We start from the raw sequence: 15528 nt of genomic DNA, 5'->3' as shown, positions 1-15528 counted from the left end.
AATTACCGCCTCTTCTGCCTTGGAGCTGCCTTTTGACCTTTCGGCGGCCTTGGTGCACGCTCCTGCTTACCCTCGGCGGCCTTTAGTAGAGCGCCAACCTCTATTTTACTGAGTTCACGGACACGACCCTCTTTGAGCGGGCCAAGCTGAATTGGGCCAAATTGGCGGCGAACGAGGCCGACTACCGGATGCCCGACAAAGTCAAACATTCGTCGAACAATTCGGTTTCGCCCTGAGTGCAGGACAATTTCAACCAAGCTCTCTTCGGGCTGAACATCAACAATGTGCGCTTTGTCTGCCTTAATAAAGCCATCCTCGAGTTCAAAACCGCTCAAAAGCTTGTGAATAATCGCTGGCGTAACTACTCCCTCAACGCGGGCAACGTAAGTCTTGGTCACACCGAACTTAGGGTGCGCAAGTTTGTGCGCCAGGTCGCCATCGTTGGTCATAATTATCAAACCGGTGGTCTCTGAATCCAGACGTCCAACATTGAAAACCCGATCGTAGCCAATCACAAACTGAGTAAGGTCGGGGCGACCGTTTTCGTCTGCCATGGTGCTAACTACTCCGCGTGGCTTGTTCAGCGCCAGATACACACGCGAGTTGTCCAACTGAATCGGGGTCCCACCCACGGTGACCTTGTCCACCTCAGGGTTGATCCTGGTTCCAAGCTCGGTAACGACCTTGCCGTTTACCTTTACTCGACCCTGGGTAATGAAGTCTTCGCAGACCCTACGGGACGCAACGCCCGCAGCAGCCATTACTTTTTGTAGTCTTATGCCCTCAGGCTCGTCATTAAAGTTTGTCATCAAAATCACTATTCGCGTCTGGTAGGTATGGACTGATAAGTGGCATCTCATCGAGAGAGTTGATGCCCAGCACTTCGAGCAAAAGCTCAGTTGTGCCGTAGTGAATCGCACCTGATTCAGAGTCGGTGTACAACTCTGTAATTAGCCCACGGCTCAAAAGGGTTCGGACTACCGAATCTACGTTTACCGCTCGGATGGAGGCGATTTGCCCTCGAGATATCGGTTGCTTATAGGCAATGACAGCGAGAGTTTCCAATGCGGCTTGGCTCAGCTTGGTCGGATTCTCGTTGGCGATGAACATTTTCACTGCCCAGTCATATTCATGGCGCACGAAGATTCGCCATCCACCACCAACTTCGCGAAGCTCAAAACCTCTCGGGGCTGAGCCGTTGGTGCCGTCGTAGTCAAGTTTCAGTGAAGAAATGAGGTCGCGAACCACGTTTACCGGGCATTCAAGCGCGGTAGCGAGAGCAACTACTGTCAGCGGAACATCGGTGACCATCAAAATAGCTTCGACGGCACCTCTAAGGTCATCGCCTTCAACCGGAACGGCAAGTCCATCTGGACTAAGAGTCATAGTCAGCTCCTAGAGTCGCTAATTGTTCATCATCGAATTTCTCCGCACGCCAGGCAAGCTTCAAGTCACCCAAAGGTGCATCCTGTTCAAAACTGATCGCTGCAAGGCGATAGAGCTCAAGCACGGCCAAAAACCTGGCCACAACCACTGCCCGGTCGCGGACTGAACCAATAATTTCGCGGAAGGTTAGAGTCGAGGCTTGACGCAACATTGCAATTACCTCGCTGGCCTGCTCGCGAATACTCACTCGCGGTGCGTGAAGGTGAGTTAACCCAACCGTTGGGATTTCTTTTGGGGTCAAAGTTTCTTGGGCCAGTTTGGCAAACTCCTCCAAAGTTAAACTCCAAACTAACTCTGGTTTTTGCTTGCGGAACCGCTCTTCAATTCTTACGTCTCGAGCAATTCGACTGGACTCCAACCCCAAAGCAGTGCTGAACCAGCTACTGATTTCCTTAAAGGCACGGTATTGGAGCAATCGGGCAAATAGGAGGTCTCGCGCCTCAAGTAGCGCCACGTCCTCGGCATCAACAACCTCGCCCTTAGGTAGCAGGCCCGCAATCTTGAGGTCCAGCAAGGTAGCAGCAATCACTAAAAATTCAGAAGCTTGATCGAGTTCCTCAGAGTCGTCTAGCCCCTTAAGGTACGAGATGAACTCGTCGGTGACCCGGCTCAACGAAATTTCGGTGATGTCCATCTCATGCTTCGAAATTAGCGAGAGAAGCAGGTCAAAAGGCCCCTCGAAATTTCCGAGGGATACAGCAAAGCCTTTTTCGACTACTTCCGTCGCGTTCTCGCTATGGAGCACAGCCACGAGAAACAAGCTCTCTAGCTACAGTGCGGTAAGAACTGGCCGCTTCTGAATCTGGTGCAAATACAGTGATTGGTGATTGAGCCACCGTGGCATCAGGAAACTTTACGGTTCGATTGATCACACTGCGGAAAACTTTTTCGCCGAAGGCATCGTGTAGGCGCTCAAGAACCTCGCGTGAGTGCAGAGTACGCGGATCGAACATGGTCGCCAAGATTCCGTCGAGCTGCAGTGCCGGGTTTAGCCCCTCTTTAACCTTGCTGATGATGTCTTCAAGAATTGCAACACCACGAAGCGCGAAGAACTCAGTGGCCAAAGGAATGATCACACCGTGGGCTGCCGTAAGGGCATTTACCGTGAGCAAACCAAGTGAAGGCTGGCAGTCCACAATGATGACGTCGTAGTCATCGGCCACCTGCTTCAAAATCTTTGCCAGAATTTGCTCTCGGGCAATCTCGTTGACCAACTTCATTTCAGCTGCCGAAAGCTCAATGTTTGCCGGAATTACATCCAGATTCGGAACTTCGGTGTGCTGAATCGCACTCTTTGCATCGATAGTGCGGTCAAGCATCAAGTCGTAAATTGTGGTTGCATCATGGGCGTTCACGCCAAGTCCAGCTGAAAGGGCACCCTGAGGGTCAAAGTCCACCAAAAGCACCTTGCGGCCGTATTCGGCGAGCGCAGCGGACATGTTTATTGACGTTGTGGTCTTTCCAACACCGCCCTTTTGGTTACACATCGCAATGATGCGCGCTGGGCCATGCGAAACGAGGGGCTTAGGTGTCGAAAACCGAGTATCCGTTGGTTTCTTCTTCGCTGCAGCCATGATTTCCTCCCGAAATTCCGCTCTTTGTTGCTACCCCCTAGCCTATCGGTCTCGAAGGACTAATTCCGGGCACGCGGATGTGCGGTGGCGTAAATCTCTCTTAGGCGGTCGACAGTCACCAGTGTGTAAATCTGGGTGGTTGCAACCGATGAATGGCCAAGCAGCTCTTGCACCACGCGAACATCGGCACCACCTTCGAGCAAATGTGTTGCAAAAGAATGCCTGAGTGTGTGCGGAGAAACCTCGGCTTCTATACCAGCCACGGTTGCGGCGTCACTAATTATTTGCCAAACGCTTTGCCGAGACAGGCGGCCACCACGCTGATTTAGAAATAGCGCTGCACTCCCCCGCCCCTGCATGACCAGTGAGGGGCGAGTGCGAACCAAATACTGCTCAAGGGCCGACTGGGCAAAACGACCTACCGGAACCACTCGTTCCTTTGACCCCTTGCCAAAAAGGCGAATCAGGGTCGGATCGAGCAGATCATCCAAATCAACTCCGGTAATCTCGCTCACTCGAGCACCGGTCGCGTAAAGAAGTTCGAGGATGGCTCGGTCGCGAATCCGAATTAGGTTGGCTGCCTCCGGCAATGCTTCCTGCGGATCTGGTCCGGCAGCATTTAATAGTTGTTCGACCTGGCTCACTGAAATGGCCTTGGGCATGTTTCTCGGAAGTTTGGGCGGTTTCACACGAAATGAAACATCATTAGGCACCAATCCTTCAATGAGCCAAAATCGATGAAGCCCTCGCACGCCCGACAAAATTCTGGCCACCGAGCTTGGCCTAAGACTCAAATTGTTTCCAAGGTGCTCAACGAACGCCTGCACCTGCTGTTCAGTTATCTGTTCTGCAGTCTCTACGCCAAAATTCAACAGAAATTCTCGATACCGTACCAAATCAGCTGAATACGCTGAGAACGTATTCTTGGCTAGGCCCCGCTCAATCGAAATATGCCTTAGGTAGGCATCGATTTGTTGCCCCAACTTAGTCACTAGCTGAGATGCCCAACTTGTGAGCGAGGGCAAGGATGCCAACCACTGCACTCGGATTCTTGATTTCTGCCGCAAGAGCACTCGTCAAGGCCTGTTGTAAAGGAACCCATTCCAGCTGCATGTCTCGCTCTTCACCTTCAAGGTCGAGGTCATGCCCTTGAAGACGAAGATTCTCGGCCAAGAAGATAGTGATGGTTTCGTCGTTGCCGCCAGGAGTTGTGTGAAACGCCGTTAGATCTTGCCAGGCGGAGGCGATGTACCCGGTCTCTTCCAACAGTTCCCGCTTGGCGGCCTCGAGACGCGATTCGCCGGGGACATCCAAAAGACCCGCCGGAATTTCCCAAAGATAGGCCCTGACTGGGTGCCGATACTGACGAATCATGAGTACTTCACGATTCTCATTCAAGGCCAAAACAGCCACGGCCCCAGTGTGGGCTACAAACTCACGAACCAGTGGTTCGCCCTGGTAGTCAAACGTCTCACGCACAACGTCCCAGATTTTTCCAGAAAAAACAACCTCGCGTTTGGTTACCCCAAACTCGACGGGTTGATCTTTAGGCATCGTTTACCTCAAAGAGCTGGTTTGACTCCTTGCGGGCAATTGCTGCAAGCACCAGACCCTTGAATAGCGGGTGAGCATTAGTAGGACGTGATCGGAATTCTGGGTGCGCCTGTGTTGCAACGTAGTACGGGTGAACTTCGCGCGGCAACTCCACGAACTCTACGAGGTTGTCGTCAGGTGAAGTGCCTGAGAACACTAGGCCAGCCTCAGAGATTTGAGGGCGGTAGTGATTGTTTACCTCGTAGCGGTGGCGGTGACGTTCTTCAACTGAATCGGCGCCGTAAACCTCTGCGACAATCGAGCCAGGCTTCAGCTTTGCGGTGTAAAGACCCAAGCGCATTGTGCCACCAAGATCACCTGAGGCAAGAATGTCTACCTGCTCAGCCATCGTTGCGATAACTGGATACTTTGCTTCTGGATCAAACTCTGTAGATGATGCTCCTTCGAGCCCAACCACATTGCGTGCATATTCGATAACCATGCACTGGAGCCCCAAACACAGACCTAGGGTCGGAATTTGGTTTTCACGAGCAAACTTCAAAGCACCTAGCTTGCCCTCAATACCTCGAACACCAAATCCACCAGGGACACAGATAGCGTCGAGGCTTGAGAGCGCAGCCTTGGCGCCCTCTTCGGTCTCGCATGAGTCTGATGCAATCCATTTGATGTTGACCTTTGCCATGTTGGCAAAACCACCGGCACGCAGGGCCTCGGTCACTGATAGGTAGGCATCAGGAAGATCAATGTACTTGCCCACCAAACCGATGTTAACTTCGTGCTGCGGGTGGTGAACTGCGTCCAGAACGCCCTGCCAGCGACTCCAATCCACATCTCCGGCTTTGCCCTGTAGGCCAAGGCGCTCAATGATGTAGCTGTCCAGCCCCTCGTCGTTGATGACGGTCGGCACGTCGTAGATGCTCGACGCGTCGGCGGCGTTGACCACTGCCTGAACATCGATGTCGCACATCAGCGCAATTTTGTTCTTGATTGACGCCGGTAGCGGGCGGTCGGAACGACAAACAACTGCGTCTGGCTGAATTCCAATAGACCTGAGCGTGGCAACAGAGTGCTGAGTCGGCTTGGTCTTTAGTTCGCCGGATGCTGCCAAGTAAGGCACCAAAGAAACGTGAACGTAAAAGACGTTGTCTCGGCCGACATCGTGGCGAATCTGTCGCGCAGCCTCGATAAATGGGTGAGATTCAATGTCGCCCACGGTTCCACCGATTTCGGTGATGATCACATCCGGCGCTGGCACATCGTGAGCCTGAAGGCGCATGCGGCGCTTAATCTCGTCGGTGATGTGCGGAATTACCTGAACGGTATCACCGAGGTACTCGCCGCGGCGCTCTCGCGCAATCACAGTTGAGTAGATTTGGCCGGTGGTGACGTTGGCAGATTGACCAAGGTTGATGTCTAGGAAGCGCTCATAGTGACCGATGTCTAGATCGGTTTCAGCGCCGTCATCGGTGACGAAAACTTCACCGTGCTGAAAAGGGTTCATGGTACCTGGATCAACATTTAGGTATGGATCCAGCTTTTGCATTACGACCTTAAGGCCGCGGGCACGAAGCAGGTTGCCTAGACTCGAGGCGGTTAGGCCTTTACCGAGTGAAGATGCAACACCTCCGGTGACGAAAATGTGACGTGTAATACCGGAATCCATAGCTTCTACCATGGAATACCAGCCTACCAAATTGCGGGTTCAAAAAACACGCCCAGACTTACCTGAACAGAGTTATTTAAGATTTTTTGGCTAGTTCGACAAGCTCTTGTGCATGTTGACGTGCCGACTCCGACTCACTCAAACCCGAAAGCATCCTGGCAAGTTCGCTAACTCTACTTTCACCCTGCAGGGCAACCACGTCACTTGCCGTGTAGCTATCGGTGCTGGTCTTTGAGACCTTCAGGTGGGTGTCAGCGAAGGCTGCCACCTGAGCAAGGTGGGTGACCACAATGACCTGAGCGCGGTTTGCCAGAGCCGACAGCCGCCGCCCAACCTCGATTGCCGCTGCGCCACCGACACCAGCATCAACCTCATCGAAGATGAATGTTGGAGCCGATTCAGTCTTAGCCAGAACGACTTCGATAGCCAACATAATTCTTGACAACTCGCCGCCGCTGGCCCCTTTACCGAGAGGCCGAGGATCGGCGCCAGCATAGGAACTCAAGAGAATTGCAACTGAATCCTTACCGTAAGGGCCATACTCGGCCGGTTGCACCTGGACCACCAACGACGATCCTGGCATTGCCAAAGTTTCCAACTCAAGGGTCACTTGCTCGGCCAGGCGCTCGGCTGCAGCGGTTCGAATGTCAGTTATTTCTGCTGCCAGAGTTTCAACCCGGCCGAATTCATCTGCAATGGCGTTGGCTAGCTCCTCAACACTGGATGAACCGGCCTCCAATTCCAGCAAACGGGTAACGCCTGATTTCTCAAGTTGAAGCAATTCTTCAAAAGTGCAACTGTATTTTCGGCAAAGGTTAGCAATCAAGGCCCGGCGGGATTGCACCATCTCGAGGTTCTCCGCTGAATCACCTTCTAAATCGGCGAGATAGCCGGATAGCCCCGCAGCTAGGTCATTAAGTTGGTAGCCCAGGTTTTTCAGCTGCTCGGCGAACTCTGAAAATTGAGGGTCATGGTGGGCTACCTGTTCAAGGGCTTTCCTAGCTTTGCCAAGTAAACCAATGGCATCTACGTCATCGCCATGGCCGTCTGCAGATATCGCCGAGTGCGCCTCTGCTGCAGCGAGCCTTAATTCTTCGCTAAAGGTTAAGCGGTTTGCAGTTTCCGCCAGCATCGTCTCTTCGCCGGGCTGAAGCGCCGCCTGCTCAAGATCGGCGAGCATCTCGGTAAGTTGCTTAACTTCGGTTTCTCGTACCGTCAAGTTTTGCTCAAGACCGACGAGTTCGGACTCCAAAGTTCGCCACCGTCGGTAATGAACTGTGTAACGTTCAGCCAAGCTGGCAAGGTCGGGGCCGGCATATTGGTCGAGGGCTTCGCGCTGGGCGACGGCAGACTTGAGTCGAATTTGATCTGATTGACCGTGCACAACTACGAGCTGTTCACCCAGCTCGCTAAGCAAACTCACCGGTGCGGCACGGCCCGAAGCCGATGCTCGCCCTCTTCCCTCCGACGAAACAGAACGATTGAGGATCAATTCGTCAGAATCTAGATCGATTCCAGCGGCAGCCAATCTTTCAGTAACGGCCCCCGGGTCACTAAGGAGCCATCTACCTTCAACAATCGCCTGCTGCTCTCCCTTTCGGACACTGGAAGAGTCCGATCTTTCACCCAGTAGTAATCCCAGAGCGGTGAGGACCATAGTTTTTCCGGCGCCAGTTTCTCCGGTTAGGACGGTCAGCCCAGGGCCGAACCCAAGTCGGGCTTCTTCAATGACACCCAGGTCACGAATGTAGATTTCTTCAATCACGATTTAGCTCTTAGAACTCGAAACTTCATCAACGCCGCGCCAACCTGCTACCGGAAGCGAGAACTTGTTAACCAATCGGTCTGTAAAACTGCTTTGATGAAGTCGTGCCAACCTGACTGGCTTTGAAGATTTCAAAACCTCAACTCGTGCGCCTGGAGGAAGTTCCCACGTACGACGACCATCGCACCAAAGAACTCCGTGCCCAGCGCTGCGCTGCAAGACCTCCACAGCGACAAGTGCGTCCGGCTTAACTACCAACGGTCGCGCAAAGAGCGCATGAGCGCTAAGTGGAACCACCAGCAGAGCCTCAACCGATGGCCAAACAATTGGCCCACCTGCCGAAAATGCGTATGCGGTCGAACCGGTCGGGGTGGAGATAACTATGCCATCGCACCCAAAACTTGAAAGAGGATGCTGCTCAACCTCAACCACCACTTCGAGCATTCGCTCTCGAGCGCTCTTCTCAATGGTCGCCTCGTTCAACGCCCAAGTCCTATAAACCTCAACACCATCAACAAAGACTCGAACATCTAGGGTCAGGCGCTCTTTGATTAGGTAATCTCGTTTTGCCACGCGATCGACGGCTTCTGACAAGCCGTCGCGCTCACTCTCGGCTAAAAACCCGACGTGCCCAAGATTGATACCCATCAATGGGACGGCGTCTTCGCGAACAATTTCGGCGGCCTTCAGAATTGTGCCGTCGCCGCCGAGTACCATAGCGAGCTCTAACTCGCTGGCGTCAACATCGACTCCCAGCTTCAGAATTTGATCTAGAAGACCAGACTCGGGAGAGTGCTTTTGGAAATCAACAAATTCCTGTTCGGTCATTACCGGGGTAATGCCGGCGGCAATCAGTTGCTGAACCGTCTCGCGAGCAGCGGAGATTGCCTCATCGCGGCGCGTGTGCGACACCACTAGAACATGTCGACGTGCCGTCATTTGTTCTCCCTAGCGATGGTTTCAATTCGTTCTGTCCATTTTGACCGATTTACCGGCTCTTTTGAACTAATCCACAGGAGGTATTCGACATTCCCGTGCGTGCCTGGAAGTTCAGACTTTTCTAGGCCTCGGATACCTAGACCAAGCGAGTGCGCCTCGTCAACTACCTGTTTAATGGCGCCGGCACGCAGACGGTGATCGGTGACCAAACCATGTGCGCTGAGAGATTGCTTACCGACTTCAAACTGAGGTTTGATCAGCAAGACCATTTCAGCCTCCGGGGCTGTATCTGAGATTTGTTTCAGTACCAAAGTGAGTGAAATAAACGACAGGTCTCCGACCACCACGTCGATCGAGATTTCTGAATTTGCCTTACCCGCACGCAGAGCCAGCTCTGACGTTGATAGTTCACGGGCATTGAACCCCTCGATACTGATGACTCTCGGATTCTCTGCCAGTTCTGGGACCATTTGATCGTGCCCAACGTCAATCGCATAAACCAATGCTGCGCCCCGCCGGAGTAAGACATCAGTGAACCCCCCGGTCGATGCTCCAACATCCAAGGCCGTCTTGCCGACTAGGTCAAGATAAGCAAATTTATCCAAGGCATTAGCTAATTTGTGACCCGCTCTACTGACATAGTCCACTGCCTCTAGAACCAAAATTTTGTCAGTTTCAAGAACGGCCTGAGAGGCTTTCCTGGCCGCTTTTCCATTAATCAAGACACGGCTTGACTCGACTAGCGTTGCTGCCTGGTTACGTGATCGAGCCAAGCCGCGTTCAACGAGAGTTACGTCGATTCGCACTAGTTGGCCGCTGATTTCGAAGCAGAATTCAGTTCGTTCTCAAGGAGATCCCGCAAAGCAGAAAATCCGGCCGGCTGCTCTTCAAGCGGCAAATCTCTTATTTGACTAACCTGCTCGGAAACCTGTGAAACTAAATCTTCAGACATACCCTAAGCCTATTCGTAAAGCGCAGGCTCAACATCCAGCCCATAGATAGGAACCTCGGAGGAGTAAATCACTGAGCAAGCGGCGCGCAAGGCACCCAAGCTCTTCGGATCACCGTGGGTAACCAAAACCTTGTTACCCAAAAGCTCAACCTCTGCATCACGGCAAGCAAAACCGCGCTTGGTCTTTTTGGGGGAATCGTAGTCACTCAAGAGCTCAGTCAAGGAACCGACAATGTAGGTCGGTCGGCCCTCTTTGTTGATCCCTAGGACCTCTTTGCGAGTGCTAACCCCAGTAAGAACCAAGACTGATTCAATGCCTGCACGATTTGCACCAACAATGTCAGTATCAATGCGGTCACCGATGAAAATTGGTCGCTGTGCATTGAAGTGGCGCACGGCAGTGTTGTAAATGGCTGGCTCAGGCTTACCGGCAACCAATGGCAACTGCCCAACTGCAGTGTGTACAGCTGAAACCAAGGTTCCGTTGCCTGGAGCCAATCCCTTTTCTTGAGGAAGCGTCCAGTCTGAGTTGGTGGCGACCCACTTTGCGCCCTTTTGAATTGCAAAAGCGGCTTCGGCAAGGTGACGCCAAGAGACATCCGGGGCAAAACCCTGAACCACGGCATCCGGCTCTGCATCAGAGTCCGCGACTAATTCAAAACCACCCTCAAGTACACGAGCGCGGAGACCCTCGCCTCCGACAACCAAAACCTTTGATTTTGGTGCAATCAGAGTTTCCAACAATTCGACGGCTGTTTTACCTGACCCAATGATGTCATCGGGTGAACATGTAATGCCAAAGCCTGCCAGCTGATCCGCGATCACCTCAGGACGTCGAGATGAGTTGTTCGTGACGTAACCGACCGGAATTCCAAGATCAGCAATGGCCTGCAGAGAACTCGGAGCCCCCGCAATAGCATGGGTACCCTCGAAAACCACACCGTCAAGGTCCGACAACACTACGTCGTATTGACCCCAAATCTTAGCGGCCACGGGCACCACCCGGACGCCCGCCGCCGAAACCACCCTTGCCTCGCGAATCCCCTTGACCACGATTACTTCCGGAGCCGAAACCACCGGACTTCCTGCCCGAATCAGGTCCGAAGCTACGTGGTTGACGATCGGAATCACGAGAGAAACTGCGCGTTTGTCGTTCATCGTCGCGGCGCGGTTTTCTAGGCTCAAAGTTGCGCGGGCGATCACTGTCGTTTGATGGTTCCCATGGCTTGCGCTCGGATAGGACTGGAATCTCAATCTCCTCAAGCACCTCGAAAACCTCGTCCTCAGGACCAGGGTTACCGGCAAGGGCCAATTCAGCCCTACCTGCTAGATCAAACCAGCGTTTAGCCTCATCTTGTCGACCAAGCACCTCTAGCGTGTCAGCATAAGCCCTGAACAACGGCGGTGAGTAGTCAAAGACCTTCGCCGGATTTAGCTCAGGAATCTGCAATTCAGCAAGTGCGAGTTCATTTTCATTCTGATCCAATCGTGCACCAGAGAGTGCGATTGCTAGGTTTACCCGCACGCTAACCGGAAGGCTGTTCCGATCAACGGACCTGCCAACCTCAAGAGCACGCTCAGGCCTACCGAGACCGCGTTCGCAATCGACAATGATTGGAAGCTGGTCATTGGAACCTGAAATTCTTCGGTGAGTCAAAAGCTCACGAAGGCCAAGCGCATAGTCACCGACGGTGTAGGCGGTAACGCCAACAACCTCGCGGACCATAGCAATTCGACCAGCACGCTCAGCCGCAGCCAAGGCATGACGGTGCGCAAGATCAGGGTCCTGCTCGATTAGTAAGCCAACCATAGCTAGGTGACGTGCGACTTTCTCAGCATTTTCTGGTGTGAGAGTCTTCAACTGAACACGTAGCCCGAGTTCAAGGTCCTTTTCAGTGATCTCATCAGGAATCGGAGGAGACTTTGGCTTGTCTGGGTTGAACGGGCGTGCAACACGATTCTGCCAATCTGGACGGGATTCGGCACCGCCATTTGTGCGTTCAGCGCGACCTGAAGGTGCATCTTGGCGCTTGTCATAGCCGCCACGGCCATTTCCAGTGCCCGAGCTACGCTCACCATTGTTGTCACTACGACGCGGACGACCATTTTCAGGGCGCTTTCCGAACTCGCGATCGTTCATATGACTCTCCTCAGTATTGATATATGCATGTTAAACGAAAATGGCCACCTCGAAAGGTGGCCATTTTCTTAAATTAAGTCCGGCGGTGTCCTACTCTCCCACAAGGTCACCCTTGCAGTACCATCGGCGCTGGAGGTCTTAGCTTCTGGGTTCGGAATGTAACCAGGCGTTTCCCCTCCGCTATGGCCGCCGAAACACTATTGAAATAGGTTTCTTCGACACACGAAAGTGTGTTTTGGCTCCCATACTTCGGGAACCACATAGTGGACGCAAGCAAAAAATGTTATCAAGTTATCGACTTATTAGTACTGGTCAGCTCCATGGGTCTTTAGTCCCCACTTCCACATCCAGCCTATCAACGCAGTAGTCTAGCTGCGAGTCTCTCGGTATACACCATGGAATTCTCATCTTGAAGCAAGCTTCCCGCTTAGATGCTTTCAGCGGTTATCTTTCCCGAACGTAGCTAATCAGCGGTGCTCCTGGCGGAACAACTGACACACCAGAGGTTCGTCCATCCCGGTCCTCTCGTACTAGGGATAGCTCTTCTCAAAATTCCTGCGCGCGCAGAGGATAGAGACCGAACTGTCTCACGACGTTCTAAACCCAGCTCGCGTGCCGCTTTAATGGGCGAACAGCCCAACCCTTGGGACCTACTCCAGCCCCAGGATGCGACGAGCCGACATCGAGGTGCCAAACCATGCCGTCGATATGGACTCTTGGGCAAGATCAGCCTGTTATCCCCGAGGTACCTTTTATCCGTTGAGCGACAGCGCTTCCACAAGCCACTGCCGGATCACTAGTCCCGACTTTCGTCCCTGCTCGACTTGTCAGTCTCACAGTCAAGCTCCCTTGTGCACTTACACTCGACACCTGATTACCAACCAGGTTGAGGGAACCTTTGGGCGCCTCCGTTACTTTTTAGGAGGCAACCGCCCCAGTTAAACTACCCATCAGGCACTGTCCCAGAACCGGATCACGGTTCGTGGTTAGATATCCAGAGTTAGCAGAGTGGTATTTCAACAACGACTCCACCTGAACTAGCGTCCAAGCTTCAAAGTCTCCCACCTATCCTACACAACTAACGCCGAACACCAATACCAAACTATAGTAAAGGTCACGGGGTCTTTTCGTCCTTCTGCGCGTAACGAGCATCTTTACTCGTAATGCAATTTCGCCGAGTTCACGGTTGAGACAGCTTGGAAGTCGTTACGCCATTCGTGCAGGTCGGAACTTACCCGACAAGGAATTTCGCTACCTTAGGATGGTTATAGTTACCACCGCCGTTTACTGGGGCTTAAATTCTCAGCTTCGCTTACGCTAACCGTTCCTCTTAACCTTCCAGCACCGGGCAGGCGTCAGTCCGTATACATCGTTTTGCAACTTCGCACGGACCTGTGTTTTTAGTAAACAGTCGCTTCCAACTGGTCTCTGCGGCCATACATCGCTTCGAAAGTAAATTTCTACACGACTCTGGCCCCCCTTCTCCCGAAGTTACGGGGGCATTTTGCCGAGTTCCTTAACCGTGATTCTCTCGATATCCTTAGTATTCTCTACCTGACCACCTGAGTCGGTTTGGGGTACGGGCAGCTAGAACCTCACGTCGATGCTTTTCTTGGCAGCATAGGATCACCCACTTCGACCTTGCGGTCTCATCATCAGATCTCAGGCTATGTGAGTCACGGATTTGCCTATGACTCGCCCTACATCCTTAAACGGGGACAACCATCGCCCCGCGGAGGCTACCTTCCTGCGTCACACCTGTTAATACGTTAACCGCACAAGCATAGGGTCGTGTTATTCACCGTAGAATCTGCCCGAAGGCTTCAACTACAGCTTCAAAGACTTAGCATTACTTGATTAGTTTGGGCGGTTCTTCGCCGGTACGGGAATGTCAACCCGTTGTCCATCGACTACGCCTGTCGGCCTCGCCTTAGGTCCCGACTTACCCAGGGCGGATTAACCTGGCCCTGGAACCCTTGGTCTTTCGGACGGCGGGTTTCTCACCCGCCTTTCGCTACTCATGCCTGAATTCTCACTCGTGTGGCATCCACGGCTGGATTACTCCGCCGCTTCGCTCGCCACACGACGCTCTCCTACCCATCTGTACGCCTGGACCTTACGGCCTGGCAATGGTACAAATGCTACAACTTCGGTGGTGTGCTTGAGCCCCGTTACATTGTCGGCGCGGAATCACTTGACCAGTGAGCTATTACGCACTCTTTCAAGGGTGGCTGCTTCTAAGCCAACCTCCTGGTTGTCTGTGCAACTCCACATCCTTTTCCACTTAGCACACGCTTTGGGACCTTAGTTGGTAGTCTGGGTTGTTTCCCTCTCGACTATGAAGCTTATCCCCCACAGTCTCACTGCTGCGCTCTCACTTATTGGCATTCGGAGTTTGGCTTACGTCAGTAACCTTGTAGGGCCCATCGGCAATCCAGTAGCTCTACCTCCAATAAGAAACACGCAACGCTGCACCTAAATGCATTTCGGAGAGAACCAGCTATCACGAAGTTTGATTGGCCTTTCACCCCTACCCACAGCTCATCCCCTCCATTTTCAACTGAAGTGGGTTCGGTCCTCCACGACGTCTTACCGTCGCTTCAACCTGGCCATGGGTAGATCACTTCGCTTCGGGTCTAGGACATGCGACTCATTCGCGCTATTCACACTCGCTTTCGCTACGGCTACCCCACACGGGTTAACCTCGCCACATATCGCTAACTCTCAGGCTCATTCTTCAAAAGGCACGCTGTCACCAGAACAAGCTGGCTCCAACGGTTTGTAAGCATACGGTTTCAGGTACTATTTCACTCCGCTCCCGCGGTACTTTTCACCTTTCCCTCACGGTACTTGTCCGCTATCGGTCATTAGGTAGTATTTAGGCTTATGAGGTGGTCCTCACAGATTCGCTCAGAATTTCACGGGTTCCGAACTACTTGGGATCCTTCTCCAGCGTCCACAACGTTTCGTCTACGGGGTTGGCACCCTCTATGACTGGCCTTTCAAGACCATTCGACTACATTGCTTTCTACTGTTGCTGGTCGGCAGACCAACTGAAAAGTCCCGCAACCCCGATCATGCAACGCCTGCCGGCTATCACACATGATCGGTTTGGCCTCTTCCGCGTTCGCTCGCCACTACTAACGGAATCACTTTTGTTTTCTCTTCCTGTGGGTACTGAGATGTTTCACTTCCCCACGTTCCCTTTACCTGCCCTATATATTCAGGCAGGAATAACTGGATCGAGTCCAGCTGGGTTTCCCCATTCGGAGATCCTCGGATCAAAGTCTGTTTATCGACTCCCCGAGGCTTATCGCAGATTACTACGTCCTTCTTCGGCTCCTAATGCCAAGGCATCCACCGTATGCTCTTAAGAACTTGATATCAAAGAGATCACTGAACATAATTCAGAGATCGTTAAATCTTATTTTTAAGATGCTCGCGTCCACTATGTAGTTCTCAAAGTACGGTCGGTACCACTCCAGAGACTAGGCC

The 15528-nt window shown here is 52.7% G+C and carries 13 protein-coding genes and 2 rRNA genes; all 15 read right to left on the bottom strand.

The features are described from left to right. Positions 1 to 2 precede the first annotated feature (2 nt). Complete coding sequence (locus OO731_RS02390; protein ID WP_264890511.1) at positions 3 to 809, bottom strand: pseudouridine synthase; 807 nt, start codon at positions 807 to 809, stop codon at positions 3 to 5. After that, positions 796 to 1386 carry an SMC-Scp complex subunit ScpB gene (gene scpB, locus OO731_RS02385; RefSeq protein ID WP_264890510.1) on the bottom strand — a complete coding sequence of 197 codons (591 nt, stop codon included), beginning with the start codon at positions 1384 to 1386 and terminating at the stop codon, positions 796 to 798. Before scpB ends, OO731_RS02390 begins: the two co-directional genes overlap by 14 nt. Next, on the bottom strand, positions 1376 to 2197 hold the full coding sequence (locus OO731_RS02380; RefSeq protein ID WP_264890509.1) for a ScpA family protein: 822 nt from the start codon (positions 2195 to 2197) through the stop codon (positions 1376 to 1378). Before OO731_RS02380 ends, scpB begins: the two co-directional genes overlap by 11 nt. Next, on the bottom strand, positions 2181 to 3020 hold the full coding sequence (locus OO731_RS02375) for a ParA family protein (protein WP_138275222.1): 840 nt from the start codon (positions 3018 to 3020) through the stop codon (positions 2181 to 2183). The genes OO731_RS02380 and OO731_RS02375 overlap by 17 nt, the downstream gene beginning before the upstream one ends. Positions 3021 to 3079: 59 nt before the next feature. Beyond that, on the bottom strand, positions 3080 to 4012 hold the full coding sequence (gene xerD, locus OO731_RS02370) for a site-specific tyrosine recombinase XerD (RefSeq protein ID WP_264890508.1): 933 nt from the start codon (positions 4010 to 4012) through the stop codon (positions 3080 to 3082). After that, complete coding sequence (locus OO731_RS02365) at positions 4005 to 4574, bottom strand: NUDIX hydrolase (RefSeq protein ID WP_264890507.1); 570 nt, start codon at positions 4572 to 4574, stop codon at positions 4005 to 4007. Before OO731_RS02365 ends, xerD begins: the two co-directional genes overlap by 8 nt. After that, positions 4567 to 6237 (bottom strand): CTP synthase, encoded by a 1671-nt coding sequence (locus OO731_RS02360; RefSeq protein WP_272501203.1) that lies wholly within the window; start codon positions 6235 to 6237, stop codon positions 4567 to 4569. The genes OO731_RS02365 and OO731_RS02360 overlap by 8 nt, the downstream gene beginning before the upstream one ends. Before the next feature lie 76 nt (positions 6238 to 6313). Continuing rightward, the gene (gene recN / locus OO731_RS02355) at positions 6314 to 8002 is read right to left on the bottom strand and encodes a DNA repair protein RecN (RefSeq protein WP_264890506.1); all 1689 of its coding nucleotides are present in this window, start codon (positions 8000 to 8002) and stop codon (positions 6314 to 6316) included. Positions 8003 to 8005: 3 nt separating this feature from the next. Continuing rightward, the gene (locus OO731_RS02350) at positions 8006 to 8941 is read right to left on the bottom strand and encodes an NAD kinase (RefSeq protein ID WP_264890505.1); all 936 of its coding nucleotides are present in this window, start codon (positions 8939 to 8941) and stop codon (positions 8006 to 8008) included. Next, positions 8938 to 9747, bottom strand: a complete 810-nt coding sequence (locus tag OO731_RS02345; RefSeq protein WP_264890504.1) for a TlyA family RNA methyltransferase — start codon at positions 9745 to 9747, stop codon at positions 8938 to 8940. Before OO731_RS02345 ends, OO731_RS02350 begins: the two co-directional genes overlap by 4 nt. Then, positions 9747 to 9893 (bottom strand): hypothetical protein, encoded by a 147-nt coding sequence (locus tag OO731_RS02340; protein WP_264890503.1) that lies wholly within the window; start codon positions 9891 to 9893, stop codon positions 9747 to 9749. The genes OO731_RS02345 and OO731_RS02340 overlap by 1 nt, the downstream gene beginning before the upstream one ends. Positions 9894 to 9902: 9 nt before the next feature. Continuing rightward, entirely contained in the window at positions 9903 to 10886 is a 984-nt protein-coding gene (locus tag OO731_RS02335) for an HAD-IIA family hydrolase (protein WP_264890502.1), read from the bottom strand. Beyond that, positions 10876 to 12033 (bottom strand): hypothetical protein, encoded by a 1158-nt coding sequence (locus OO731_RS02330; RefSeq protein ID WP_264890501.1) that lies wholly within the window; start codon positions 12031 to 12033, stop codon positions 10876 to 10878. Before OO731_RS02330 ends, OO731_RS02335 begins: the two co-directional genes overlap by 11 nt. A 77-nt stretch (positions 12034 to 12110) precedes the next feature. After that, positions 12111 to 12227, bottom strand: a 5S ribosomal RNA gene (gene rrf / locus OO731_RS02325). Positions 12228 to 12315: 88 nt separating this feature from the next. Next, positions 12316 to 15417, bottom strand: a 23S ribosomal RNA gene (locus tag OO731_RS02320). Between the last annotated feature and the right edge of the window lie 111 nt (positions 15418 to 15528).

Origin of the sequence: Rhodoluna sp. KAS3 (assembly GCF_026000575.1) — a bacterium.
GTDB lineage: Bacteria > Actinomycetota > Actinomycetes > Actinomycetales > Microbacteriaceae > Rhodoluna.
The sequence above is the reverse complement of the archived record's forward strand: the minus strand, read 5'-3'. Positions and strand labels throughout refer to the sequence as shown.

What these genes read in the sequence shown, in the direction of transcription:
- OO731_RS02350 (WP_264890505.1), bottom strand. Translation starts at nt 8,941, where the DNA reads ATGACGGCACGTCGACATGTTCTAGTGGTGTCGCACACGCGCCGCGAT.
- OO731_RS02390 (WP_264890511.1), bottom strand. Translation starts at nt 809, where the DNA reads ATGACAAACTTTAATGACGAGCCTGAGGGCATAAGACTACAAAAAGTA.
- OO731_RS02365 (WP_264890507.1), bottom strand. Translation starts at nt 4,574, where the DNA reads ATGCCTAAAGATCAACCCGTCGAGTTTGGGGTAACCAAACGCGAGGTT.
- OO731_RS02360 (WP_272501203.1), bottom strand. Translation starts at nt 6,237, where the DNA reads ATGGATTCCGGTATTACACGTCACATTTTCGTCACCGGAGGTGTTGCA.
- OO731_RS02330 (WP_264890501.1), bottom strand. Translation starts at nt 12,033, where the DNA reads ATGAACGATCGCGAGTTCGGAAAGCGCCCTGAAAATGGTCGTCCGCGT.
- OO731_RS02340 (WP_264890503.1), bottom strand. Translation starts at nt 9,893, where the DNA reads ATGTCTGAAGATTTAGTTTCACAGGTTTCCGAGCAGGTTAGTCAAATA.
- scpB (WP_264890510.1), bottom strand. Translation starts at nt 1,386, where the DNA reads ATGACTCTTAGTCCAGATGGACTTGCCGTTCCGGTTGAAGGCGATGAC.
- OO731_RS02375 (WP_138275222.1), bottom strand. Translation starts at nt 3,020, where the DNA reads ATGGCTGCAGCGAAGAAGAAACCAACGGATACTCGGTTTTCGACACCT.